Raw genomic sequence first — 24,224 nt, 5'->3', positions numbered from 1 at the left:
CGCAGGCATTGATCAACATCAAGTGCCCGCGCCGCGCATGGCCTGGCTCGTTCTTTTCACCTCTCACTGACGCTAGGTTCACCATGGCTCAATACGTCTTCACCATGCATCGGCTGAGCAAAGTTGTTCCGCCGAAGCGGGAAATCCTGAAAAACATTTCGCTGTCATTTTTCCCCGGCGCCAAGATCGGCGTGCTGGGCCTCAACGGTTCGGGCAAGTCCACGCTGCTGAAAATCATGGCTGGCGTCGACAACGAATTCGACGGCGAAGCCCGTCCGATGCCTGACCTGAACATCGGCTACCTGCCGCAGGAACCTCAGCTGGATCCGACCAAGACCGTTCGCGAAGTGGTCGAGGAAGCGGTCAGCGTGATCAAGGACGCCCAGGCGCGCCTGGACGAGGTCTATGCCGCCTACGCCGATCCGGACGCCGATTTCGACAAGCTGGCCGCCGAGCAGGCCAAGCTCGAAGCGATCCTGCAGGCCAGCGATGGCCACAACCTGGACCGTCAGCTGGAAGTCGCCGCCGATGCACTGCGCCTGCCGGCCTGGGACGCCAAGGTCGAGCACCTGTCCGGCGGTGAAAAGCGCCGCGTGGCGCTGTGCCGCTTGCTGCTGTCCGCCCCGGACATGCTGCTGCTCGACGAACCGACCAACCACCTGGACGCCGATTCCGTCGCCTGGCTCGAACACTTCCTGCACGATTTCCCCGGCACCGTGGTTGCGATCACGCACGACCGGTACTTCCTGGACAACGTTGCCGGCTGGATCCTGGAGCTCGACCGTGGCGCAGGCATTCCATACGAAGGCAACTATTCGGGCTGGCTGGAGGCCAAATCCGATCGTCTGGCCCAGGAGTCCAAGCAGCAATCGGCGCATGAAAAAGCCATGAAGGAAGAACTGGAGTGGGTGCGCAAAGGCGCCAAGGCTCGTCAGTCCAAATCCAAGGCGCGTCTGCAACGCTTCGAGGAAATGCAGTCCCAGGAATTCCAGAAGCGCAGCGAAACCAACGAGATCTACATCCCGGCCGGCCCACGCCTGGGTGACAAGGTCATCGAGTTCAAGAACGTCACCAAGGGCTACGGTGATCGCGTGTTGATCGACAACCTGTCGTTCTCCATGCCCAAGGGCGCCATCGTCGGCGTGATCGGTGGTAACGGCGCAGGTAAGTCCACGCTGTTCCGCATGCTGATGGGCAAGGAAACGCCGGATTCGGGCACCATCGAAATCGGTGAAACCGTGCAGTTGGCCTGCGTCGACCAGAGCCGCGAGGACCTGGACGGCAGCAAGACGGTGTTCCAGCAGATCTCCGACGGCTCTGACCAGATCCGCATCGGCAGCTACGAAATTCCGTCGCGTACCTACGTGGGGCGCTTCAACTTCAAGGGTGGCGATCAGCAGAAATTCGTCAAGGACCTGTCCGGTGGTGAGCGTGGTCGCTTGCACCTGGCGTTGACCTTGAAGGAGGGTGGCAACGTCCTGCTGCTCGACGAACCGTCCAACGACCTCGACGTCGAAACCCTGCGTTCCCTGGAAGAGGCCCTGCTGGACTTCCCGGGCGCGGCCATTGTGATCTCCCACGACCGGTGGTTCCTTGACCGCGTCGCGACGCACATCCTGGCGTACGAAGACGACTCGCAAGCGGTGTTCTTCGAAGGCAACTACACCGAGTACGAAGCCGATCGCAAGAAGCGCCTCGGCGAAGCCGCTGCCCAGCCGCATCGTGTACGGCACAAGAAGCTGGCTTGATTCGCCCGGCTAAGCAGTAGCCCTGTGGGAGCGAGCCCGCTCGCGAAGGCGTCGGATCAGTTGAAAGATAATTGACTGACCCACCGCTTTCGCGAGCAAGCTCGCTCCCACATTGTTTTGGGGTTGCCGCAAGATATCTGGGCGACATCGAATCCTGTGGGAGCGAGCCTGCTCGCGAAGGCGTTGGATCAGTTGAAAGATAATTGACTGACCCACCGCTTTCGCGAGCAGGCTCGCTCCCACATTGTTTTTTGGGGGGGCGCAAGATATCTGGCTGACATCGAATCCTGTGGGAGCGAGCCTGCTCGCGAAGGCGTCGGATCAGTTGAAAGATAATTGACTGACCCACCGTCATCGCGAGCAAGCTCGCTCCCACATTGTTTTGGGGGTGCCGCAAGATATCTGGCTGACATCGAATCCTGTGGGAGCGAGCCTGCTCGCGAAGGCGTCGGATCAGTTGAAAGATAATTGACTGACCCACCGCTTTCGCGAGCAGGCTCGCTCCCACATTGTTTTTTGGGGGGGCGCAAGATATCTGGCTGACATCGAACCCTGTGGGAGCGAGCCCGCTCGCGAAGGCGTCAGATCAGTTGAAAGATAATTGACTGACCCACCGCCATCGCGAGCAGGCTCGCTCCCACATTGGTTTTGGGTTTGCCGCAAGATACCTGGCTGACATCGAATCCTGTGGGAGCGAGCCCGCTCGCGAAGGCGTCAGATCAGTTGAAAGATAATTGACTGACCCACCGCTTTCGCGAGCGGGCTCGCTCCCACATTGGTTTTAGGTTTGCCGCAAGATATCTGGCTGACATCGAACCCTGTGGGAGCGACATCACCCAAGCTCTATTTCCAGCACCTCGATCGCCACATCCCCCACCGGCCGCTTCCACACCACCTCATCCCCGATCTTCGCCCCCAGCAAGGCCCGCCCCAGCGGCGAGCCCCAATTGATCAATCCATTGGCGGCATCGGCCTGGTCTTCACCGACCAGTCGCACTCGTTGCGCCTGGTCGTGCTCATCGGCGAATGTCACCCAATGTCCGATGCGCACCTGATCACATTTGCTCAAGGTGACGACCTGCGCGCTTTGCAGCCGCTGATTGAAATAGCGCAGGTCCCGTTCGAGGTCGGCGATACGCTGCTTGTCCGCCTGCTCGCCTTGGGCTGTCTGTTGGCTGTGCAGTGCTTGCAACTCGGCGACTCGCGCCTGTAGCTGGGCAAGCCCGGCGGGCGTGACGTAATTGGGTTGCGGGCTGACCTGGCGCTCGACCGGTTGATCGGCCTGGGCGGCGGCGTTGTCTTCGTTGACGAAGGCGCGACTCATGGCATTCTCCTCTATTGGAGTTTGGGCCATGGTCGCAGGGTTTTGGTTTCGACGAATGTCTGTACGCGACTCACGGCGAGCGATAAGCCCTGGCGGCGTCCCGATCTTTCTCCTGTTGCCAGGCCCGCTCGCGGTCGTCCCAATGGCGCTCGCGGTAAGCGTCACGCTCTTCGCTCTCGCGCATGGCCTGGCACTGCCGAAAGCCATCGCTCCAGCCTTCGGCGTAGTGGGCGTCCTTGAGATAACGCGGCACGTCTTTCCTGAATTGGCCAGTAATCACGCCGGCCGCTTGCCGGCCACTGCTGCAACCGTCATCGAAGCCATCGGCGAAGGCCGGTGGATAACCTCGGGCGATCAGATCCTCGTGGGTGGTTTCGCAGCCACCGAGCAACATCAACACACCCAGTACCACTGCCGCGCGCCTCATGTTCTGCCTGCCTGCCGGAGCCACTTGTAAGGCAAGTCTAGAAGCGGATTCGTCAGAAAGGCGTGAAAGCGCGGTGATCATTCCGTTCGTTCAGTAGTGGTACCACTTCACTTCGAGCATCACCTCGGTTTCCGGCGAAGCCAATTGGCTGAATTCGCGCTGGGCGCTCAGGCGCAGACCGAGGTTGCGCGACAATTCCCACTGCTGATTCAGGCTCACGCTACGGCGCACTTCGCCGTTGACGAAGTAATCGCCCTTGGCTTCGAGGCTCAGGTTGCCCAGTGGGTTTTTCCACAGCACGCCGCTGTTGAAGCCGGCGGCCGGGGCGATGAACTGGGCGAAGTCGTTATTGTGCTCGACCCGCACCGTGCCCAGGGCAAAGCCCAGCACATCCTCACCCAAGGCCCAGGTACCACCGGCGCCGCCGTTGACGTGGCTGACCAGGGTTTCATCGTCGTGTTTGCCAGGCACCCGCTCCAGGCCACCGGTAACCTGCCAGGACAGCGGCTGTAGCAACTCATTGCGCGGGGTCAGTGAACGAATGGTCGCCAGGTCCAGTTGTTGTAGCTGCCAATCGTTGCCTTCGTACTGGCGCAGCTTCAATTGCAGGATCTCGATCTGTGCGCCGAGCGGGAAACTCTCGGCATTGTCGTTGAGGTCGTGATAGGCCATGCGCAAGCCGTATTCACCGAACGCACGATCGCCTCGCGTACCCAGGCCAGCCTGCCAGGTGCGCGATTCATGGCCATCCTCGGGCAGGCCGGGTTGCGGGATGTCCAGTTCCGGCGCGGGATTGCGGTTGATCGCCCGCAGCAGTTCGAAGCTGCGCTGGGCCCGCTGTGGGTCGCGTTCCTGGCCGTTGGCGCGATAGCGCTCCAGGCGATAGGCCGCATCGATGATCAGGGCCTGGCGCTGACGCGGCAGCGCCTTGAATGCCGGCGCTTGCAGTTGCTGCTGGTCGGCGCTGACTTTCTGTACCCATTGCTGCTCGTCGTCGCTGAGCGGCTCGGCGCGGCTGAGCAGCTCTCGCTCGCGGGACGGCCGGTACTGGGTGCTTTCCACCAGTCCGGCTTCCTTCACTGCCTTCACAGTGTCGGTGGGGATCGCCGTCAGCGGGAACTGCTCGGTCAGGCGCAGGCTCGGACGCGCCACCTGCAGCAGTTCGAGGAGGCGGTAGGAGCAGTTTTCATCAAAGAAGAAGTAGTCGAACTGGATCTGCTTGAGTTCCCACACATGCTCGACCATGCGTTCGGTTTCCGCCTGGCTCAGGTTGAGGCGGTATTCCCACAGGTCGCGGTTCTCCAGGCTACGGTACTCGGAGAGTTTTTCCTGGTACGGCACCAGGGCGAACAGACCGGGATAGCCGCCCATCAAGCCCTTCCAGGCGTAGAGCAGGCTGTTGTCGGAGCCCTCGATGTAGGCGCCGAAGTTGATTGCGTAGCTGAGCAGGGCGGTCTTGTCGCTTTGCACGTCGGCCTGGTCGATGCGCAGCAAGGTATGGCCGAACATCGAGGAAGGACTGTTCAGGTACGCGGCGGGGAAAATCATCACCGCGCTGTGGGGCGATACGTCCTTGAACCACTGAGTGAATTCGCTGCAATTGACCGCCGGCAGGTCCGTCAGGTTGAGCTGCGCCTTGAGCCAGCGCGTTCGCGCCGGGTACACGCACTGGGCATGTTGCTGGCCGGCACTGGCCGGGCCGTACAAGGCTTGCAACGTGGCGGTCAGCTCACGGTCGGGATGTTCATTGCCGTCGGGTGCGAGGAAAAACTTGCGATCGCTGACATAGCTGCGCCAGCCACCGAGCTTGGCCGTTTCGTAGTGACCCAGGGAAATCCAGAAGCGGTCATTGGCCAGTTGCTGCAAACGTTGAGGATCGACATGAGGCGCGGCGGACAGCGGGGCGCACACACAGAGCGCCAGCCAGGCAAGGCGTTTGAGCATAGTCGGCTACTTGGAAAGTCGAAAAATAAAGACCGAAGGGGCCCCAAAAAGAAAAAACCCGCTCCCCGAAAGGAGCGAGTGATATCGAGCTTAAGCTTGAGTAGCGTACTTGGCCAGGCGAGGGTCGTTTTTCAGCACGGCCAGGGTGTTGGTATGCACGTCTTCGGCGGTCACGTCAGCCTTGCTGAAGATCTGCTGGAAGTGCTCGTGAGTCACAGCGGAGAAGTGCGCGCGGTCTTCCGGCGCCACGCCCAGTACCACGGCGTAGGTGGTCAGTGCTTCACCCTGACCCTTGGCCATGTCTTCGGACAGCTCGTTCATCATGCCATTCATGGCCAGCCAGGACTTGCCACCGTAGGTCAGTGCCGCGTTGGTCGAGCAGCCGTTGGTGCCGGAGGTCATGCCGAAGGTGGCGTTGCCGGAGGTGCCGTTGGTGGTGGATGCGAGGAAGTGCGCCGGGGTGCCACGCTGGCCTTCGAACAGCATGTTGCCCCAACCGCAATCCGGGCCGCCCGGGGCCTGAGCCATGGCGTTGATGGATACAGCGGTGAAGAGAGTACCGAGAAGAATCCGTTTCATAGCTATGTTCTCTTTATGTGCATACCAATGGACAGGGTCTGGCCACTACAGCAGCCAGTGGGCCGGTTATTGTTCCAGCCGCGCAGTTTGGAGTTTAGGCACGTTCCGAGGGTTCCGTGACATTTTGCAAAAACATTATTTGAAATCACCTGTTTACGGGCTTCTGCCGGTGGTGGGGCCGTCGACTATGCTTCGGCCTGAGGCGCTCCTTGCCAGTCAGGCATGGGCAGCGCCAGAATGCCGCTATCTGCCCCGCCTGATGTAAGGAAGCCCGATGCCTGATCCTGTTGCTGCCAGCTTGCGTCTAGCGCCCGAAGCGCTGACCCGTCCGTTTTCCGCTGAACAGTTCAGCTTCTCTACCACCAATGATCTGGAGCCCTTTCGCGGTGTGCTTGGCCAGGAACGCGCGGTCGAAGCCTTGCAGTTCGGTGTGGCGATGCCACGCCCCGGTTACAACGTCTTTGTCATGGGCGAGCCCGGCACCGGTCGGTTCTCGTTCGTCAAACGCTACCTCAAGGCCGAGGGCAAGCGCATGCAGACCCCGGCGGACTGGGTCTACGTCAATAACTTCGACGAGCCTCGCGAACCGCGTGCCCTGGAATTGCCGTCGGGCACGGCCGGGGCTTTCATCGCCGACATCAATGGCCTGATCGACAATCTGCTGGCGACTTTCCCGGCGGTGTTCGAGCATCCATCCTACCAACAGAAAAAAAGCGCGATCGACCGCGCCTTCAATCAGCGCTACGACCGCGCCCTCGATGTGATCGAGCGCCTGGCGTTGGAAAAGGATGTCGCGCTGTACCGTGACAGCAGCAACATCGCCTTCACGCCGATGAGCGAAGGCAAGGCCCTGGATGAAGCGGAGTTCGCCCAGTTGCCGGAGGCCGATCGCGAGCGCTTCCATGAGGACATTTCCAGTCTGGAGGAGCGTCTGAACGAAGAGCTCGCCAGCCTGCCGCAGTGGAAACGCGAATCCAACAACCAGCTGCGCCAGCTCAACGAAGAAACCATCACCCTGGCCTTGCAGCCGTTGCTCGCGCCGCTCTCGGAAAAATACGCCGAGAATGCCGCCGTCTGCGGCTACCTGCAGGCCATGCAGGTCTACCTGCTCAAGACCGTGGTCGAGCAATTGGTCGACGACAGCAAGACCGACGCCGTCGCCCGCAAATTGCTCGAGGAGCAATACGCGCCGAGCCTGGTGGTCGGGCATCCGGCGAGCGGTGGCGCGCCGGTGGTGTTCGAACCGCACCCGACCTACGACAACCTGTTCGGGCGCATCGAGTACAGCACTGATCAGGGCGCGCTCTACACCACGTATCGGCAGTTGCGCCCGGGTGCCTTGCACCGAGCCAACGGCGGGTTCCTGATTCTTGAGGCGGAAAAGATGCTTGGCGAGCCGTTCGTGTGGGATGCGCTCAAGCGCGCCCTGCAATCGCGCAAGCTGAAGATGGAGTCGCCGTTGGGTGAGCTGGGGCGGCTGGCGACGGTCACCCTGACGCCGCAACATATTCCGTTGCAGGTCAAGGTGGTGATCATCGGCGCCCGCCAGCTTTACTACGCGTTGCAGGACCTGGATTCGGACTTCCAGGAAATGTTTCGCGTGCTGGTGGACTTCGACGAAGACATCCCGATGGGCGACGAGAGCCTGGAACAGTTTGCCCAGTTGCTCAAGACCCGAACCTCGGAGGAGGGCATGGCCCCGCTGACCGCCGATGCGGTGGCGCGCCTGGCCACTTACAGCGCGCGCCTGGCGGAGCACCAGGGGCGCCTGTCGGCGCGGATCGGTGATCTGTTCCAATTGGTCAGCGAAGCGGACTTCATCCGGCAGTTGGCCGGCGATGACATGACCGATGCCGGCCACATCGAGCGCGCCCTCAAGGCCAAGGCGACTCGCACCGGACGGGTTTCGGCGCGGATCCTCGACGACATGCTGGCCGGGATCATCCTGATCGATACCGACGGCGCGGCCGTGGGCAAGTGCAACGGGCTGACCGTGCTGGAAGTGGGGGATTCGGCGTTTGGCGTGCCGGCGCGGATTTCCGCCACGGTGTACCCCGGCGGCAGCGGTATCGTCGACATCGAGCGTGAGGTCAACCTCGGCCAGCCGATCCACTCCAAGGGTGTGATGATCCTTACCGGGTACCTGGGCAGCCGTTATGCCCAGGAGTTCCCCCTGGCGATTTCGGCCAGCATCGCCCTGGAGCAATCCTACGGTTATGTGGACGGTGACAGCGCCTCCCTGGGCGAGGCTTGCACGTTGATCTCGGCCCTGTCGAAGACGCCGTTGAAGCAGTGCTTCGCCATCACCGGTTCGATCAACCAGTTCGGCGAAGTGCAGGCGGTCGGCGGGGTCAACGAGAAGATCGAAGGGTTCTTCCGCCTCTGCGAAGCCCGCGGGCTGACGGGAGAGCAGGGTGCGATCATCCCCCAGGCCAACGTTGCGACCCTGATGCTCGACGAGAAGGTGCTGGCCGCGGTGCGAGCGGGGCAGTTCCACGTCTATGCCGTGCGCCAGGCCGACGAGGCATTGAGCCTGCTGGTGGGCGAGCCTGCCGGTGAGCCGGATGAAAATGGCGAGTTCCCGGAGGGCAGCGTCAACGCTCGCGTGGTGGAGCGGCTGCGGGTGATCGCGGAAATGATCAGCGAAGACGACATCAAGGAAGCGGAAAAGGAAATGGCCCAGCAGGCCCTGGCGGAGGCGAAGCCGGCCTGATGTTTTCCTGAGTGTCGCAGGTACCCTTGTGGGAGCGAGCCTGCTCGCGAAAGCGGACTGTCGGCCAGTATTGTTGTTGGCTGACACACCGTCTTCGCGAGCAGGCTCGCTCCCACATTGTTTGGTCAATCTGGGTGTTGCGTCACCAGTTTGGCGTCAATATTCACACTATGACCGCTCAGCGCATTCTGGTCTCGAAATCCCTTGCGGCCGGAACTTTTCTCCTATCCTCAGTTCAAGGATAACGAGAGCCATCATTGGATCGAAACAGCCTTCCCAGGCTGAATACCGGATCTACCGAGGGGCGCCGCCATGTCGCGCAACCTTTGTCTTACTCGCCACTGCCTGGGTCTGGTGACCCGTATCGAATGCGCCGTTCGTCCGCTCGCTGGCGACACCGGCATGTGGACTGTACTGTTCGCCGCCGGAATGGCCGGCGAGCAACCTACCGCGATCAAGGCCCAAGGGCCGTTCCCTGGCCCGACTGCCGCTGAAACCCTCCTCGACACCATCGTCCAGAACCTGACATTGCACGGTTATGAGCTGGCTGATGATCCGCAGATCTGGTCGCTGCACATGCAGGCACAGCTACGGGAAATCAACGGAGGCCGGTGTCGCAACGTCGGCGGCGTCGAATATCGCCCGCTGCATTGAGCCTTCTGCGCGGTAAAGTCTTGACACAAGCGTCGGGCCCCAGGAAGGGGGCGGCGTTTGTGGGGCGGGTCGTGGCTGATATACTCGCCGCGATTTTTCAGCCCAGGTGTGAGACTCAATGGAACGCTTTATCGAAAATGCAATGTATGCCTCCCGTTGGCTACTGGCGCCGATCTACTTCGGGCTGTCCCTGGGCTTGCTGGCCCTGGCACTGAAATTCTTCCAGGAAGTCTTTCATATCATTCCCAACGTATTTGCCATGGCCGAGTCCGAGCTGATCCTGGTGCTGTTGTCGCTGATCGACATGGCGCTGGTAGGCGGCCTGCTGGTGATGGTGATGATTTCCGGCTACGAGAACTTCGTCTCGCAACTGGACATCGACTCCGACAAGGAAAAGCTCAACTGGCTGGGCACCATGGATTCCTCGTCGCTGAAGATGAAAGTCGCGGCGTCGATCGTTGCCATTTCGTCCATCCACTTGCTGCGTATTTTCATGGACGCCAAGAACGTCGATCCCGAGCACCTGATGTGGTACGTGATCATCCACATGACGTTCGTGGTCTCGGCATTCGCCATGGGCTATCTGGACAAACTGACCAAGCATTGAGGTTCGTCACGGGCGGCGGCATCTGTGCTAGTCTGCTCGCCCTTTTGGTTCCGGGCGCTCCGGGAGGCGCTGTGTCACGCACGGCACGTTCCCGAGCCGTCCGCACAGCGGAGCAGCATCATGTCCGAAGTTAACCTGTCCACCGACGAAACCCGCGTCAGCTACGGCATCGGCCGTCAGTTGGGCGACCAACTGCGCGACAACCCGCCGCCGGGCGTCAGCCTGGACGCGATCCTCGCCGGCCTGACCGACGCTTTCGCCGGCAAGCCGAGCCGCGTGGGCCAGGACGAGATGTCCGCAAGCTTCAAGGTGATCCGCGAAATCATGCAGGCCGAAGCTGCCGCCAAGGCTGAAGCCGCTGCTGGCGAAGGCCGTGCATTCCTGGCCGAAAACGCCAAGCGCGAAGGCATCACCACCCTGGCGTCCGGCCTGCAGTTCGAAGTGCTGACCCAGGGCGAAGGCGCCAAGCCGACTCGCGAAGACCAGGTGCGTACTCACTACCATGGCACCCTGATCGACGGCACTGTGTTCGACAGCTCCTACGATCGTGGCCAGCCAGCCGAATTCCCGGTAGGTGGCGTGATCCCGGGCTGGACCGAAGCGCTGCAACTGATGAACGCCGGCAGCAAATGGCGCCTGTACGTGCCGAGCGAACTGGCCTACGGCGCCCAGGGCGTTGGCAGCATTCCACCGCACAGCGTGCTGGTGTTTGACGTCGAGCTGTTGGACGTTCTGTAAGGCAACTGCCTTTTGTGGGAGCGAGCCTGCTTGCGAAGCGGTGTGTCATCGAACATTGATATCGACTGACCTACCGTCTTCGCGAGCCGGCTCGCTCCCACAGGGTTTGCTGCTTCATCCATGGAACCTGCCACTGAAATCACCGGTCGGGCGCAACGCCCGGGCGTAGCAGAACAGGAACAGGTTACGCACCAGCTCCTTGAGCACCAGCGGCTCACTGGAATTGAGGCTGTTGAGGTCCAGGTCGCCTTGGTCCTGCAGCTCGTTCAAGGCTTCTTCTTCAAGCACCGCACAGACTTCGCCGGTTTCCCGATGCAGGATCCTGAGGTAGGGATGTGGGCGGTCCAGCCAGGCATCGATCAAATAAGTCATGGTTCTCATCTCCTTGATGGGGTTCGATGAGAATAATTCTTATTCGCTAAATAGCAAGTCTCTATTGGCGCAACGCTGGTTTTTCTGACGATGGGTTGGGATGGCTCAGGTCATCCGCAACTGGCGGGCCTGGCGAAACGGAGGGGGCCAAGCAGCATCCCGCGCGTGACGCGGGATGGGCGTGTGACAGGTTCAGACCTTTCTGACGAACTCGGATTTGAGCTTCATCGGGCCGATGCCGTCGATCTTGCAGTCGATGTCGTGGTCGCCATCGCACAGGCGGATATTCTTCACCTTGGTGCCGACCTTGACCACCAGCGAAGTGCCCTTGACCTTGAGGTCCTTGATCACGGTGATGGTATCGCCGTCCTGCAGGACGTTGCCGACCGAATCTTTTTTCACCGTATCGTCGGACGGCGCTTCAGCTTCGCCGCTGGCGGACCATTCGTGGGCACACTCCGGGCAGACCAGTTGAGTACCGTCTTCATAGGTGTATTCGGAATTGCATTTCGGGCAGGGAGGCAACGTGCTCACTAAGGTTCCTTGGGTATCAGGAGGTCAAAAGGGCGCACATTGTATAGGGTTTTGTCGCAAGGAGGGTGATATGGGGCTTTTGTGGCAAGGGAGCTTGCTCCCGCTGGGTTGCGAAGCAGCCCCGATTGGATTGCTGCGATCATTCAGGCGGATCGCGTCAGCCGGTTTTACGCCGGCTGCGCCGCCGAGCGGGAGCAAGCTCCCTCGCCACTAAAGCTCGCCGTTTTCATGCAATCAATGGGTGCGGGCAACCGCAAACTCGCTCAGTTCCACCAGCGCGTCGCGGTATTCGCTGGCCGGCAGGGCGTCAAGGCACTTGATCGCACGGGCAACGTAGTCCCGGGCCAGGGTGGCGGTGTAGTCCAGCGAGCCGGAGGCTTCAACCGCCGCACGAATGCTTTCCAGATCTTCGATCCCGCCTTTCTGGATCGCCTGGCGGACCAGCGCGGCCTGTTCCGGCGTGCCTTCGCGCATGGTGTAGATCAGCGGCAGGGTTGGCTTGCCTTCGGCCAGGTCGTCACCGACGTTCTTGCCCAGGGTGTCGGCGTCGCCCTTGTAGTCCAGCAGGTCGTCTACCAGTTGGAACGCCACGCCCAAGTGATCGCCGAAGGTGCGCAGGGCTTCGCTCTGCTCGGCGGTGGCGCCGGCCAGGGCGGCGGCGCTGTGAGTCGAGGCTTCGAAGAGCATCGCGGTCTTGCCGCGGATGACTTCCATATAGGTTTCTTCAGTGGTGCTGGCGTCGCGGACCTTGGACAACTGCAACACTTCGCCTTCGGCGATGATGCGCGTGGCCTGGGACAGAATCTTCATCACCGGCATCGAGCCCAGTTCGACCATCATTTCGAACGAGCGCGAATACAGGAAATCGCCGACCAGTACGCTTGGGGCGTTGCCCCACATCGCGTTGGCAGTCGAGCGGCCACGGCGCATGCCGGACATGTCGACCACGTCGTCATGCAGCAGCGTCGCGGTGTGCAAAAATTCGATGGTGGCGGCCAGCAGGCGCATGTCGTCGCCTTCGCGACCCAGGGCCTTGCCGCACAAAAGCACCAACAGAGGACGCAGGCGCTTGCCCCCGGCCGAAGTGATGTAGTCGCCGATTTTAGATACCAGCGGCACTCGGGAAGTCAGCTGCTTCTTGATGATACCGTCGACGGCGCTAAAATCGTCCGCCACAGCGCGGTAGAAAGCTTGGGGTTGCATCAGCGACAGGCGCTCCAGAAGGGTTGCGCGGCATGCTAGGACCCACGTCCAGGCCTGTCAAGGCGCGATAGACGGCCACTTGCAAGGCTCGACCGGCTTGCGTACAATCGCGCACCCTGAACTTCCTGGGCAGCACCTGCCTTACGCAATTGCATCCGGGCCTTCCAGCCCATGCAGCCATGCCAGCCAATACCTCTTCTTATAAAGCGCTGGGTGAGCAGGATTATCGGAGAAATACCATGTCGTACGCAGTAATTGTTACTGGTGGCAAGCAATACAAGGTCGCCCCAGGTGAATACCTGAAGATCGAAAAACTGGAAATCGCTACCGGCGAATCCGTGACTTTTGATCGCGTTCTGTTGGTCGCCAATGGCGACGACGTGAATATCGGCGCTCCAGTCGTTGCTGGCGCTACCGTTGTGGCTGAAGTGATCTCCCAAGGTCGTCACGATAAAGTCCGCATCATCAAGTTCCGTCGTCGTAAGCACCACATGAAGCGTATGGGCCACCGCCAGTGGTACACCGAGATCAAAATCACCGGTATTCAGGCTTAATTCCAGCCTAATTCCTCACTAGGAGAATTGAACTCATGGCACACAAAAAAGCTGGTGGTAGTACCCGTAACGGTCGCGACTCAGAAGCCAAACGCCTTGGCGTGAAGATGTATGGCGGCCAGGCTATCAAAGCGGGCAACATCATCGTGCGTCAGCGCGGCACCCAATTCCACGCTGGCTACGGCGTTGGCATGGGCAAGGATCACACCCTCTTCGCTAAAGTCGAAGGCGTGATCAAGTTCGAAGTAAAAGGCGCCTTCGGTCGTCGTTACGTAAGCGTTATCGCAGCTTAATTGCGAGACCGCTGGAAAAGCCCTGTCTTGCGACGGGGCTTTTTCGTTTGTGGGGTGAGTCTCTTGCAAAACTGTTTGTATGGGCTGTCGGCGCTGCGGTTGGGGCGTGTTTTCAGGTCGCTGCGCTCATTTTTGCAAGAGTCTTATGTCTTGTTTTTTTGGCTCGTCCGTACGGCGAGAGGCGTGTGTCATGAAGTTTGTTGATGAAGTATCGATTCGAGTAAAGGCTGGCGACGGCGGCAATGGTTGCATGAGTTTCCGTCGGGAAAAATTCATTGAAAACGGTGGTCCGAACGGTGGTGACGGGGGCGATGGCGGCTCGATCTACATGCTCGCCGATGAAAACCTCAACACCTTGGTGGATTACCGTTACACCCGGCATTTCGATGCCGAGCGTGGTTCCAACGGCGGCAGCACCGACTGCACCGGCAAGAAGGGCGAAGACCTGATCCTGCGTGTGCCGGTCGGTACCACAGTGATCGACTCCGCCACCCAGGAAGTCATCGGCGACCTGACCAAGGCCGGCCAGCGCCTGCTGGTGGCTCATGGCGGCTGGCACGGTCTGGGTAACACCCGCTTCAAGTCCAGTACCAACCGCGCGCCGCGCCAGACTACGCCGGGCAAGCCAGGCGAGCAGCGTGACCTGAAGCTGGAAATGAAAGTACTGGCCGACGTGGGTCTGCTGGGCCTGCCGAACGCGGGTAAGAGTACGTTCATTCGCTCGGTGTCGGCGGCCAAGCCGAAAGTCGCCGATTACCCGTTCACCACCCTGGTGCCGAACCTGGGCGTGGTCAGTGTCGATCGCTGGAAAAGCTTCGTGATCGCCGACATTCCGGGGTTGATCGAAGGTGCCTCCGAAGGTGCTGGCCTGGGGATTCGTTTCCTCAAGCATTTGTCCCGTACCCGTCTGTTGCTGCACCTCGTCGACATGGCGCCGCTGGATGAAACCGATGCCGCCGATGCCGCCGAGGTCATCGTCAACGAGCTGACCAAATTCAGCCCGGCCCTGGCCGAGCGCGACCGTTGGCTGGTGCTGAACAAGTGCGACCAGATCCTCGAGGAAGAGCACGAAGAGCGGGTCAAGGAAATCGTTGATCGCCTGGAGTGGGAAGGTCCGGTCTACGTGATCTCGGCCATTGCCAAGGAAGGCACCGAGCGCCTTTGCCACGACATCATGCGCTACCTGGAAGATCGTGCTGATCGCCTGGCCAATGATCCGGCCTACAAGGAAGAACTGGCCGAGCTCGACCAGCGCATCGAAGACGAGGCGCGCGCCCAGTTGCAGGCGCTGGATGATCAGCGTGCCCTGCGCCGCAGCGGCGTCAAGTCGGTCCATGACATCGGTGATGACGATTGGGACGAAGAGGATGTGGATGACGAAGACGGTCCGGAAATCATCTACGTTCGCGACTGATCTGGTGCTGATGCAGGCCGCTTGAGATCAGAACCTGTGGGAGCGAGCCTGCTCGCGAAGGCGGTGTGTCATTTTGCATTCATGCCGCTGACCCTATGCCATCGCGAGCAGGCTCGCTCCCACAAGGTTTCTCGGGTAGCTGGCATGGGGAGCAGGTTCAAGTGTTTCGGCGCGGTGTTATCATCGCAGTCGGCCGGTTTTCAAGGCGCCGCTCATTCGAGCGGCGTTTTGGTATCTGAAAAACGCAAATACGAATAATCCCATGAGTGGCGCTGGGTCGCGCTGTTCGCTGGCAAAGGTTGAAGAAAATGCGGAGCAAGGTGACGGGTGCGCAACGCTGGGTCGTGAAGATCGGCAGCGCACTGCTGACGGCGGATGGCAAGGGCCTGGATCGCCAGGCGATGGCGGTGTGGGTCGAGCAGATGGTGGCCCTGCATGAGGCGGGCGTCGAGCTGGTACTGGTCTCCTCGGGTGCTGTGGCGGCCGGCATGAGCCGTTTGGGCTGGACGTCGCGACCCAGCGCGATGCACGAACTGCAGGCCGCTGCCGCCATTGGCCAGATGGGTCTGGTGCAGGCGTGGGAGTCGAGCTTTGCCGAGCATGATCGCCACACGGCGCAGATCCTGCTGACCCACGACGACCTGTCCGACCGCAAGCGTTACCTCAATGCCCGTAGCACGCTGCGAGCGTTGGTGGAGCTGAAAGTCATCCCGGTGATCAACGAGAACGACACGGTGGTCACCGATGAGATCCGTTTCGGCGACAACGACACGCTCGCGGCGCTGGTAGCCAACCTCGTGGAAGCCGACCTGCTGGTGATTCTCACGGATCGCGACGGCATGTTCGACGCCGATCCGCGCAATAACCCTGATGCCAAGCTGATCTACGAAGCTCGAGCCGACGATCCCGCGCTGGATGCGGTGGCGGGTGGCACTGGCGGAGCCCTGGGGCGCGGCGGCATGCAGACCAAGCTGCGCGCGGCGCGTCTGGCGGCACGTTCCGGTGCTCATACCATCATCGTCGGTGGTCGTTTGGAGCGGGTGTTGGATCGCCTCAAGGCCGGGGAGCGCATCGGCACGCTGTTGTCGCCTGAGCGCGGCATGCTGGCGGCGCGCAAACAGTGGCTGGCCGGGCATCTGCAAACCCGGGGCACGCTGGTGCTGGACGCCGGTGCCGTGTCGGCGCTGTCCCAAGGTAACAAAAGCCTGCTGCCGGTAGGCGTGAAGCTGGTCCAGGGCAGCTTCCGCCGCGGCGAAATGGTCGTTTGCGTAGCGCCGGATGGTCGAGAGATTGCCCGGGGCCTGGCCAACTACAGCGCGCTGGAAGCACAGAAAATCATCGGCCAATCGTCTGATGCGATTGTTGGTCTGCTGGGTTACATGGCTGAGCCTGAGCTGGTTCACCGTGACAACCTGATCCTCGTCTAAGGAAAAATCATGGGTTTGGCAAAAGGATTGATCGGCTTGCTGGTGGCGCTGCCGCTGCTGGCCTCTGCCGAGGAAATCGGGCAGGTGTCCACGGTGTTCAAGTTTGTCGGGCCAAACGACCGGATCGTGGTCGAGGCGTTCGATGATCCCAGGGTCGATGGCGTGACCTGCTATCTGTCGCGGGCCAAGACCGGCGGCGTAAAAGGTGGCCTGGGGCTGGCCGAAGATCGCGCCGAGGCGTCCATCGCCTGCCGCCAGGTCGGGCCGATCAGCTTCAAGGGCGAGCTCAAGGATGGCGAGGAGGTCTTCAGGGAGCGCACCTCGCTGGTGTTCAAGACCATGCAGGTGGTGCGTTTTCTCGACAAGAAGCGCAATACGCTGGTGTACCTGGTCTACAGCGACCGTGTGATCGAGGGTAGCCCGCAGAATGCGGTGACGGCGATTCCGATCCTGCCGTGGGCCAAGGCTCAATAACCACGCAAAAACCACTGTGGGAGCGAGCCTGCTCGCGAATGCGGTCTGCCAGTGACATTGATGCTGTCTGGCACACCGTATTCGCGAGCAGGCTCGCTCCCACATTTCTTGCTTGTGGTGCGCCTGACAAATCCCAGGCAATAAAAAACCGACCCTGGGGTCGGTTTTTTAACGAGCGCGTCGCTTAGGCAGCAGCGGCAACGTTCAAGGCCTTTACGTGGCCATTCAGGCGGCTCTTATGGCGAGCAGCCTTGTTCTTGTGGATGATGCCTTTATCGGCCATGCGGTCGATAACTGGCACAGCCAGAACGTAAGCAGCTTGTGCTTTTTCAGCGTCTTTTGCGTCGATGGCCTTGACTACGTTTTTGATGTAGGTACGGACCATGGAACGCAGGCTGGCGTTGTGGCTGCGACGCTTCTCAGCCTGTTTTGCACGTTTTTTGGCGGAAGGTGAGTTGGCCACCGTCGAGCTCCTCGAAAGACTTTTTAGGAAATAGCAAACAAAATAGGCCGCGAATCATGCCGATGAGTTGACGTGTTGTCAAGGGCGGGTGACACGTTCCGCTGAATGGCAGGTGCGGCGCACCGAATGATTTCTTTCCGGCGTGCGACCTGTAAACTCGCGGGCTTTGGCGCTGTGCTGTTTAGCGGCGCGAAGTATCGCACAAGTGGGCGCGTTGTTCGCCTGCTGTTTATCGACAGGCACAAACTCTTTTCATGAATCTGCTCAAATCGTTGGCTGCCGTCAGCTCTATCACGATGCTTTCCCGGGTTCTGGGATTCGTTCGCGATACGCTGATCGCGCGGATATTCGGTGCCGGAATGGCCACCGACGCCTTCTTCATCGCCTTCAAGCTGCCAAACCTGCTGCGGCGGATCTTCGCCGAAGGGGCCTTTTCCCAGGCCTTCGTGCCGATCCTGGCTGAATACAAAAGCCAGAAGGGCGACGAGGCGACCCGCACTTTCATCGCTTATGTGACCGGTTTGCTCACGCTGGTGCTGGCGCTGGTCACCGCGGCCGGCATGCTCGCCGCGCCTTGGGTGATCTGGGCCACCGCGCCAGGTTTCACCGACACGCCGGAAAAATTCCAGCTCACCTCCGACCTGTTGCGGGTGACCTTTCCTTATATATTGCTGATTTCCCTGTCATCGCTGGCCGGGGCGATCCTCAATACCTGGAACCGCTTCTCGGTGCCGGCCTTCGTGCCGACGCTGCTCAATGTCAGCATGATCGTGTTCGCGCTGTTCCTGACGCCGTATTTCGATCCGCCGGTGATGGCCCTGGGTTGGGCGGTGCTGGTCGGCGGCCTGGCGCAATTGCTCTATCAACTGCCCCACCTGAAAAAAATCGGCATGCTGGTACTGCCGCGCCTGAACTTGCGCGACAGTGGCGTGTGGCGCGTCATGAAGCAAATGTTGCCGGCCATTCTCGGGGTATCGGTGAGCCAGATTTCCCTGATCATCAACACTATCTTCGCCTCGTTCCTGGTGGCCGGTTCGGTCTCGTGGATGTACTACGCCGACCGCTTGATGGAGCTGCCTTCCGGCGTACTGGGCGTGGCGCTGGGCACGATTCTGCTGCCTACCCTGGCCAAGACCTACGCCAGCCAGGACCGTCATGAATACTCGCGCATCCTCGACTGGGGCCTGCGCCTGTGCTTCGTGCTGGTCCTGCCTTGTGCGCTGGCGCTGGGGATCCTTGCCGAGCCGCTGACGGTTTCGCTGTTCCAGTATGGGCAGTTCAATGCGTTTGATGCCTTGATGACCCAGCGCGCGCTGATCGCCTATTCGGTGGGCTTGCTTGGAATCATCGTGATCAAGGTCCTGGCGCCGGGCTTCTACGCCCAGCAGAACATCCGCACGCCAGTGAAGATCGCGATTTTTACCCTGGTGATGACCCAGCTGTTCAACCTGCTGCTCATCGGACCCCTGGCCCATGCCGGCCTGGCCCTGGCGATCAGCGCTGGTGCCTGCCTCAACGCCGGGCTGCTGTTCTACCAGTTGCGCAAACAGAAGATGTATCAGCCGCAGCCCGGCTGGGCCAGGTTCGGCCTCAAGCTGCTGGTCGCCGTGGCGGTGATGTCGGCGGTGTTGCTGGCGGGGATGCATTTCATGCCGGCCTGGGGCGAAGGGCAGATGCTTGAGCGCTTCCTGCGCCTGGGCGTGCTGGTCGTGGCCGGCGTGGTGGCTTATTTCGGTATGTTGCTGCTAATGGGATTCCGTCTGCGCGACTTCAATCGCAAGGCCTTGAGCTGAACGGTTGCCTTCGATAATCCCGGGCCGGACGGCGGTTTTGTCGGTTCGATCACTTTGGGTTACGGTGTTGCCTGTCGCCGACCGCCGGGTGTGGTTATAATCGGCCACTTTATGAGCAAGAAGCGCGTTATGCAGCTGGTTCGAGGCCTCCACAACCTGCGTCCCCGGCATCGGGGCTGTGTCGCCACTATTGGCAACTTCGACGGTGTTCACCGTGGCCACCAGGCTATCCTGGCGCGGCTACGCGAGCGTGCGCTGGAGTTGGGCCTGCCCAGCTGCGTGGTGATCTTCGAGCCGCAGCCCCGGGAGTTCTTTGCCCCGGACACCGCTCCGGCGCGTCTGGCCCGGTTGCGTGACAAACTGCAACTGCTGGCCGCCGAAGGCGTCGATCGGGTCCTCTGCCTGGCTTTCAACCAGCGCCTGAGCCAGCTCAGCGCCGCCGAGTTCGTCGATACCATCCTGGTGGACGGTCTCGACGTAAAGCATCTGGAAGTCGGCGACGATTTCCGTTTCGGCTGCGACCGGGCAGGGGATTTCGATTACCTGCAACAGGCCGGCATCGCCCAGGGATTCACCGTCGAAGCGGCACAGACCGTCGAAATGGACGGTCTGCGCGTCAGCAGCACCCAGGTCCGCAATGCCCTGGCGGCGGCGGATTTCGAATTGGCCGAGCGCTTGCTCGGCCGGCCGTACCGGATTGCCGGGCGGATCCTGCACGGGCAGAAACTGGCGCGCCAATTGGGCACACCGACGGCCAACGTGCAACTCAAGCGCCGTCGTGTGCCGTTGACCGGGGTGTTCCTGGTGAGTGTCGACATTGACGGCAAGACCTGGCCCGGCGTCGCCAATATCGGCGTACGTCCCACGGTGCAGGGGGATGGCAAGGCCCATCTCGAAGTACACATTCTGGATTTTGCCGGCGATCTGTATGACCGGCGTTTGACGGTGGTTTTCCACCAGAAGCTGCGTGAAGAGCAGCGTTTTGCCTCTCTGGAGGCGCTCAAGACGGCGATCCATGCAGATATCGCCGCCGCCCGTGCCCTTGTCGCAACCAGCGCCAATCGCTAATGAAGAGCCTTAAATGACCGACTATAAAGCCACGCTAAACCTTCCGGACACCGCCTTCCCAATGAAGGCCGGCCTGCCTCAGCGCGAACCACAGATTCTGCAGCGTTGGGACAGCATTGGCCTGTACGGAAAGTTGCGCGAAATTGGCAAGGATCGTCCGAAGTTCGTCCTGCACGACGGCCCTCCGTACGCCAACGGCACCATCCACATCGGTCACGCGCTGAACAAGATTCTCAAGGACATGATCATCCGCTCCAAGACCCTGTCGGGTTTTGACGCGCCGTATGTCCCGGGCTGGGACTGCCACGGCCTGCCGATCGAGCACAAGGTTGAAGTCACCCACGGCAAGAACCTGGGCGCCGACAAGACCCGCGAGCTGTGCCGTGCCTACGCCACCGAGCAGATCGAAGGGCAGAAGTCCGAATTCATCCGTCTCGGCGTGCTGGGCGACTTCGCCAACCCGTACAAGACCATGGACTTTGCGAACGAAGCCGGCGAGATCCGTGCCCTGGCGAAAATCGTCGAGGGCGGCTTCGTGTTCAAGGGCCTGAAACCGGTCAACTGGTGCTTCGACTGTGGTTCGGCCTTGGCCGAGGCGGAAGTCGAGTACGAGAACAAGAAGTCCTCGACCATCGATGTCGCGTTCCCGATCGCCGATGAAGACAAGCTTGCCGCCGCTTTCGGCCTGGGCAAGCTGGCCAAGCCGGCCGCCATCGTGATCTGGACCACCACCCCGTGGACCATCCCGGCCAACCAGGCGCTGAACGTCCATCCGGAATTCAACTACGCCCTGGTCGACGTCGGCGACAGACTGCTGGTGCTGGCCGAAGAGCTGGTCGAATCCTGCCTGGCTCGCTACAGCCTGGAAGGTTCGGTGATTGCCACCGCGCCAGGTTCGGCGCTGGAGCTGATCAACTTCCGTCATCCGTTCTATGACCGCCTGTCGCCGGTGTATCTGGCCGACTACGTGGAGCTGGGCGCCGGCACTGGCGTGGTTCACTCCGCGCCGGCCTATGGCGTCGACGACTTCGTGACCTGCAAGAAATACGGCATGGTCAACGATGACATCCTCAATCCGGTGCAGAGCAATGGCGTCTACGTGCCGTCGCTGGAATTCTTTGGCGGCCAGTTCATCTGGAAAGCCAACCCGGCCATCGTCGACAAACTGACCGAAGTCGGCGCGCTGCTGCACACCACCGTCATCGAACACAGCTACATGCATTGCTGGCGCCACAAGACTCCGCTGATCTACCGCGCGACCGCGCAGTGGTTCATCGGCATGGACAAGCAGCCAACCAGCGGCGACACCCTGCGCCAGCGTTCGCTCAAGGCCATCGAAGAGACCCAATTCGTTCCGGCCTGGGGTCAGGCGCGCCTGCACTCGATGATCGCCAACCGTCCGGACTGGTGCATCTCCCGCCAGCGCAACTGGGGCGTGCCGATCCCGTTCTTCCTGAACAAGGAAAGCGGCGAGCTGCACCCGCGCACCGTCGAACTGATGGAAGAAGTGGCCAAGCGCGTTGAAGCCGAAGGCATCGAAGCCTGGTTCAAGCTCGATGCCGCCGAGCTGCTCGGCGACGAAGCGCCGCTGTACGACAAGATCAGCGACACCCTCGACGTCTGGTTCGATTCCGGCACCACTCATTGGCACGTGTTGCGCGGCTCGCATCCGATGGGCCACGAGAACGGCCCGCGCGCCGACCTGTACCTGGAAGGTTCGGACCAGCACCGTGGCTGGTTCCACTCGTCCTTGCTGACCGGTTGCGCCATCGACAACCACGCGCCGTACCGCGAGCTGCTGACCCACGGTTTCACCGTTGATGAGGCCGGCCGCAAGATGTCCAAGTCCCTGGGCAACGTGATCGCGCCGCAGAAAGTCAACGACACCCTTGGCGCCGACATCATGCGCCTGTGGGTCGCGTCCACCGATTATTCCGGCGAGATGGCCGTTTCCGAGCAGATCCTGCAGCGCAGCGCGGACGCCTACCGGCGGATCCGCAACACCGCGCGTTTCCTGCTCTCGAACCTGACCGGTTTCAACCCGGCCACCGACCTGCTGCCGGCCGAAGACATGCTTGCGCTGGACCGCTGGGCCGTGGACCGCACCCTGTTGCTGCAACGCGAATTGCAGGAACACTACGGTGAATACCGTTTCTGGAACGTCTACTCGAAGATCCATAACTTCTGCGTGCAGGAGCTTGGGGGTTTCTACCTCGACATCATCAAGGACCGCCAGTACACCACCGGCGCCAACAGCAAGGCGCGCCGTTCGTGCCAGACCGCGCTGTTCCACATCAGCGAGGCGCTGGTGCGCTGGATCGCGCCGATCCTGGCGTTCACCGCCGATGAGCTGTGGGAATACCTGCCGGGCGAGCGCAACGAATCGGTGATGCTCAACACCTGGTACGAAGGCCTGACCGAACTGCCGCAGGGCTTCGAGCTGGACCGTGCGTATTGGGACCGGATCATGGCGGTCAAGGCGGCGGTCAACAAGGAAATGGAAATCCAGCGGGCGGCCAAGGCTGTCGGCGGCAACCTGCAGGCTGAAGTGACCCTTTACGCCGAAGAGGCGCTGGGCGCCGATCTGGCCAAGCTGGGCAACGAGCTGCGCTTCGTGCTGATCACCTCTACCGCCAGCGTCGCGCCGCTGGTGCAGGCGCCGGCCGATGCGGTGGTCACCGAGGTTAGCGGCCTGAAGCTCAAGGTGGTCAAGTCGAGCTTCGTCAAGTGCGCCCGTTGCTGGCACTGCCGCGAAGACGTCGGCGTGAACCCGGAGCATCCGGAAATCTGTGGTCGTTGCGTCGACAACTTCAGCGGTTCGGGCGAGGTTCGCCACTATGCCTGATTTGGCGCCCAACGCAGCGGGCCGTTTCGGACGGCTGGGCTGGCTCTGGTTGAGTGTGCTGGTACTGGTCATCGACCAGGCCAGCAAGTACTACTTCGAGAGTTCGTTGACCATGTACCAGCAGATCGTGGTCATCCCCGATTACTTCAGCTGGACGCTGGCCTACAACACCGGCGCGGCATTCAGCTTCCTGGCCGACAGTTCGGGCTGGCAGCGTTGGCTGTTCGCCCTTATTGCCGTCGTGGTCAGCGCCGTGCTGGTGGTCTGGCTCAAGCGCCTGGGGCGTGACGAGACCTGGCTGGCCGTGGCGCTGGCGCTGGTCCTGGGTGGCGCGCTGGGCAACCTGTACGACCGGATTGCCTTGGGCCATGTGATCGATTTCATCCTGGTGCATTGGCAGAACCGCTGGTACTTCCCGGCGTTCAATATTGCCGACAGTGCTATCAGCGTGGGCGCCGTGATGCTCGCCCTGGATATGTTCAAGAGCAAGAAAACCGGAGAAGCCGTCCATGACTGAGCAGCGTATCGCTCAAAACACCGAAGTGAAGCTTCACTTCGCCCTGCACCTGGAAAACGGCGACACCGTCGACAGCACGTTCGACAAGGCGCCGGCGGTGTTCAAGGTCGGCGACGGCAACCTGCTGCCGGGTTTTGAAGCGGCGATCTTCGGTTTCAAGGCCGGCGACAAGCGCACCGTGGTGGTTGCGCCGGAACATGCCTTTGGTCAGCCCAACCCGCAAAACGTGCAGACCATGCCACGCTCGCAGTTCCAGGACATGGAGCTGTCCGAGGGGCTGCTGGTGATCTTCAACGACGCGGCCAACGCCGAGCTGCCGGGTGTGGTGAAAGCTTTTGACGATGCCGAGGTGACCGTGGACTTCAACCACCCACTGGCGGGCAAGACCTTGAGCTTCGAGGTGGAAATCCTTGAAGTGAAGGCGGTTTAACGTTTAACAGCAATTACCGCACCCACAATACCTGTGGGAGCGAGCCTGCTCGCGAAGGCTGCGTCACGGTCGCCACCGAGTTGACTGAACCACCGCATCGCGA

The 24,224-nt window shown here is 61.1% G+C and carries 23 protein-coding genes and 1 pseudogene; 15 read left to right on the top strand and 9 right to left on the bottom strand.

The window, feature by feature from the left end; all coding sequences use genetic code 11:
• Positions 1-83 precede the first annotated feature (83 nt).
• Positions 84-1,748 carry an energy-dependent translational throttle protein EttA gene (gene ettA / locus J3P91_RS23515; RefSeq protein WP_434571705.1) on the top strand — a complete coding sequence of 555 codons (1,665 nt, stop codon included), beginning with the start codon at positions 84-86 and terminating at the stop codon, positions 1,746-1,748.
• A gap of 73 nt (positions 1,749-1,821) precedes the next feature.
• Here ettA and J3P91_RS23510 read toward each other — a convergent pair.
• The 5 genes and pseudogenes from J3P91_RS23510 to J3P91_RS23490 form a co-directional block, all read right to left on the bottom strand.
• A pseudogene (locus J3P91_RS23510) lies at positions 1,822-2,523 on the bottom strand (hypothetical protein); the annotation flags it as partial.
• A gap of 57 nt (positions 2,524-2,580) precedes the next feature.
• Positions 2,581-3,072, bottom strand: coding sequence for a GreA/GreB family elongation factor (locus J3P91_RS23505; RefSeq protein ID WP_434601882.1), 492 nt, complete (start codon positions 3,070-3,072; stop codon positions 2,581-2,583).
• A gap of 70 nt (positions 3,073-3,142) precedes the next feature.
• Positions 3,143-3,499: a hypothetical protein gene (locus J3P91_RS23500; protein WP_434571709.1), complete on the bottom strand. Its 357-nt coding sequence runs from the start codon at positions 3,497-3,499 to the stop codon at positions 3,143-3,145.
• Between the two features lie 90 nt (positions 3,500-3,589).
• Positions 3,590-5,443, bottom strand: a complete 1,854-nt coding sequence (locus J3P91_RS23495) for an Lnb N-terminal periplasmic domain-containing protein (protein WP_434601881.1) — start codon at positions 5,441-5,443, stop codon at positions 3,590-3,592.
• A 90-nt stretch (positions 5,444-5,533) separates the two neighbouring features.
• A complete protein-coding gene (locus tag J3P91_RS23490; protein WP_030140293.1) occupies positions 5,534-6,022 on the bottom strand; it encodes a DUF3015 domain-containing protein in 489 nt (162 codons plus the stop codon).
• Positions 6,023-6,296: 274 nt separating this feature from the next.
• On the opposite strand from J3P91_RS23490, the gene J3P91_RS23485 reads away from it, so the two are divergent.
• The 4 genes from J3P91_RS23485 to J3P91_RS23470 all read left to right on the top strand — a co-directional run bounded on the left by J3P91_RS23485 (position 6,297) and on the right by J3P91_RS23470 (position 10,734).
• Entirely contained in the window at positions 6,297-8,735 is a 2,439-nt protein-coding gene (locus J3P91_RS23485) for a Lon protease family protein (protein ID WP_434571712.1), read from the top strand.
• Positions 8,736-9,047: 312 nt separating this feature from the next.
• Positions 9,048-9,389 carry a hypothetical protein gene (locus tag J3P91_RS23480; protein WP_305498700.1) on the top strand — a complete coding sequence of 114 codons (342 nt, stop codon included), beginning with the start codon at positions 9,048-9,050 and terminating at the stop codon, positions 9,387-9,389.
• Positions 9,390-9,507: 118 nt separating this feature from the next.
• The gene (locus J3P91_RS23475) at positions 9,508-9,996 is read left to right on the top strand and encodes a TIGR00645 family protein (RefSeq protein ID WP_047230159.1); all 489 of its coding nucleotides are present in this window, start codon (positions 9,508-9,510) and stop codon (positions 9,994-9,996) included.
• A gap of 120 nt (positions 9,997-10,116) precedes the next feature.
• The gene (locus J3P91_RS23470) at positions 10,117-10,734 is read left to right on the top strand and encodes an FKBP-type peptidyl-prolyl cis-trans isomerase (RefSeq protein ID WP_003205746.1); all 618 of its coding nucleotides are present in this window, start codon (positions 10,117-10,119) and stop codon (positions 10,732-10,734) included.
• 114 nt (positions 10,735-10,848) lie between these two features.
• Here J3P91_RS23470 and J3P91_RS23465 read toward each other — a convergent pair whose 3' ends face one another.
• From J3P91_RS23465 to J3P91_RS23455, 3 genes are all read right to left on the bottom strand, one after another.
• Positions 10,849-11,106, bottom strand: a complete 258-nt coding sequence (locus tag J3P91_RS23465) for a PA4570 family protein (protein WP_003205743.1) — start codon at positions 11,104-11,106, stop codon at positions 10,849-10,851.
• Positions 11,107-11,298: 192 nt separating this feature from the next.
• On the bottom strand, positions 11,299-11,640 hold the full coding sequence (locus J3P91_RS23460) for a zinc ribbon domain-containing protein YjdM (protein ID WP_030140290.1): 342 nt from the start codon (positions 11,638-11,640) through the stop codon (positions 11,299-11,301).
• Between the two features lie 234 nt (positions 11,641-11,874).
• Positions 11,875-12,843 carry a polyprenyl synthetase family protein gene (locus tag J3P91_RS23455; RefSeq protein WP_305498703.1) on the bottom strand — a complete coding sequence of 323 codons (969 nt, stop codon included), beginning with the start codon at positions 12,841-12,843 and terminating at the stop codon, positions 11,875-11,877.
• A 239-nt stretch (positions 12,844-13,082) separates the two neighbouring features.
• On the opposite strand from J3P91_RS23455, the gene rplU reads away from it, so the two are divergent.
• The 5 genes from rplU (at position 13,083) to J3P91_RS23430 (ending at position 17,005) form a co-directional block, all read left to right on the top strand.
• The gene (gene rplU, locus J3P91_RS23450) at positions 13,083-13,397 is read left to right on the top strand and encodes a 50S ribosomal protein L21 (protein ID WP_003176051.1); all 315 of its coding nucleotides are present in this window, start codon (positions 13,083-13,085) and stop codon (positions 13,395-13,397) included.
• A 35-nt stretch (positions 13,398-13,432) separates the two neighbouring features.
• Positions 13,433-13,690 carry a 50S ribosomal protein L27 gene (gene rpmA / locus J3P91_RS23445; RefSeq protein ID WP_003205738.1) on the top strand — a complete coding sequence of 86 codons (258 nt, stop codon included), beginning with the start codon at positions 13,433-13,435 and terminating at the stop codon, positions 13,688-13,690.
• Between the two features lie 190 nt (positions 13,691-13,880).
• The gene (gene cgtA / locus J3P91_RS23440) at positions 13,881-15,104 is read left to right on the top strand and encodes an Obg family GTPase CgtA (RefSeq protein WP_060740551.1); all 1,224 of its coding nucleotides are present in this window, start codon (positions 13,881-13,883) and stop codon (positions 15,102-15,104) included.
• Between the two features lie 308 nt (positions 15,105-15,412).
• Positions 15,413-16,531 (top strand): glutamate 5-kinase, encoded by a 1,119-nt coding sequence (gene proB / locus J3P91_RS23435; RefSeq protein ID WP_305498706.1) that lies wholly within the window; start codon positions 15,413-15,415, stop codon positions 16,529-16,531.
• 9 nt (positions 16,532-16,540) lie between these two features.
• Positions 16,541-17,005 (top strand): CreA family protein, encoded by a 465-nt coding sequence (locus J3P91_RS23430; RefSeq protein ID WP_305498707.1) that lies wholly within the window; start codon positions 16,541-16,543, stop codon positions 17,003-17,005.
• Positions 17,006-17,189: 184 nt separating this feature from the next.
• On the opposite strand, the gene rpsT is transcribed toward J3P91_RS23430, so the two are convergent.
• Positions 17,190-17,468, bottom strand: a complete 279-nt coding sequence (rpsT, locus tag J3P91_RS23425; RefSeq protein WP_020798646.1) for a 30S ribosomal protein S20 — start codon at positions 17,466-17,468, stop codon at positions 17,190-17,192.
• A 254-nt stretch (positions 17,469-17,722) separates the two neighbouring features.
• On the opposite strand from rpsT, the gene murJ reads away from it, so the two are divergent.
• The 5 genes from murJ to fkpB all read left to right on the top strand — a co-directional run bounded on the left by murJ (position 17,723) and on the right by fkpB (position 24,121).
• Positions 17,723-19,261, top strand: a complete 1,539-nt coding sequence (gene murJ / locus J3P91_RS23420; RefSeq protein ID WP_434601880.1) for a murein biosynthesis integral membrane protein MurJ — start codon at positions 17,723-17,725, stop codon at positions 19,259-19,261.
• A gap of 129 nt (positions 19,262-19,390) precedes the next feature.
• Entirely contained in the window at positions 19,391-20,329 is a 939-nt protein-coding gene (gene ribF, locus J3P91_RS23415) for a bifunctional riboflavin kinase/FAD synthetase (RefSeq protein WP_039593898.1), read from the top strand.
• 13 nt (positions 20,330-20,342) lie between these two features.
• Positions 20,343-23,174 carry an isoleucine--tRNA ligase gene (ileS, locus tag J3P91_RS23410; RefSeq protein WP_434601879.1) on the top strand — a complete coding sequence of 944 codons (2,832 nt, stop codon included), beginning with the start codon at positions 20,343-20,345 and terminating at the stop codon, positions 23,172-23,174.
• Positions 23,167-23,691: a signal peptidase II gene (gene lspA, locus J3P91_RS23405; RefSeq protein ID WP_434601878.1), complete on the top strand. Its 525-nt coding sequence runs from the start codon at positions 23,167-23,169 to the stop codon at positions 23,689-23,691. Before ileS ends, lspA begins: the two co-directional genes overlap by 8 nt.
• Entirely contained in the window at positions 23,684-24,121 is a 438-nt protein-coding gene (gene fkpB / locus J3P91_RS23400) for an FKBP-type peptidyl-prolyl cis-trans isomerase (protein WP_434601877.1), read from the top strand. Before lspA ends, fkpB begins: the two co-directional genes overlap by 8 nt.
• Positions 24,122-24,224: the final 103 nt, after the last annotated feature.

This window comes from Pseudomonas sp. Z4-7, from assembly GCF_051131965.1.
Lineage (GTDB): Bacteria > Pseudomonadota > Gammaproteobacteria > Pseudomonadales > Pseudomonadaceae > Aquipseudomonas.
The sequence above is the reverse complement of the archived record's forward strand: the minus strand, read 5'-3'. Positions and strand labels throughout refer to the sequence as shown.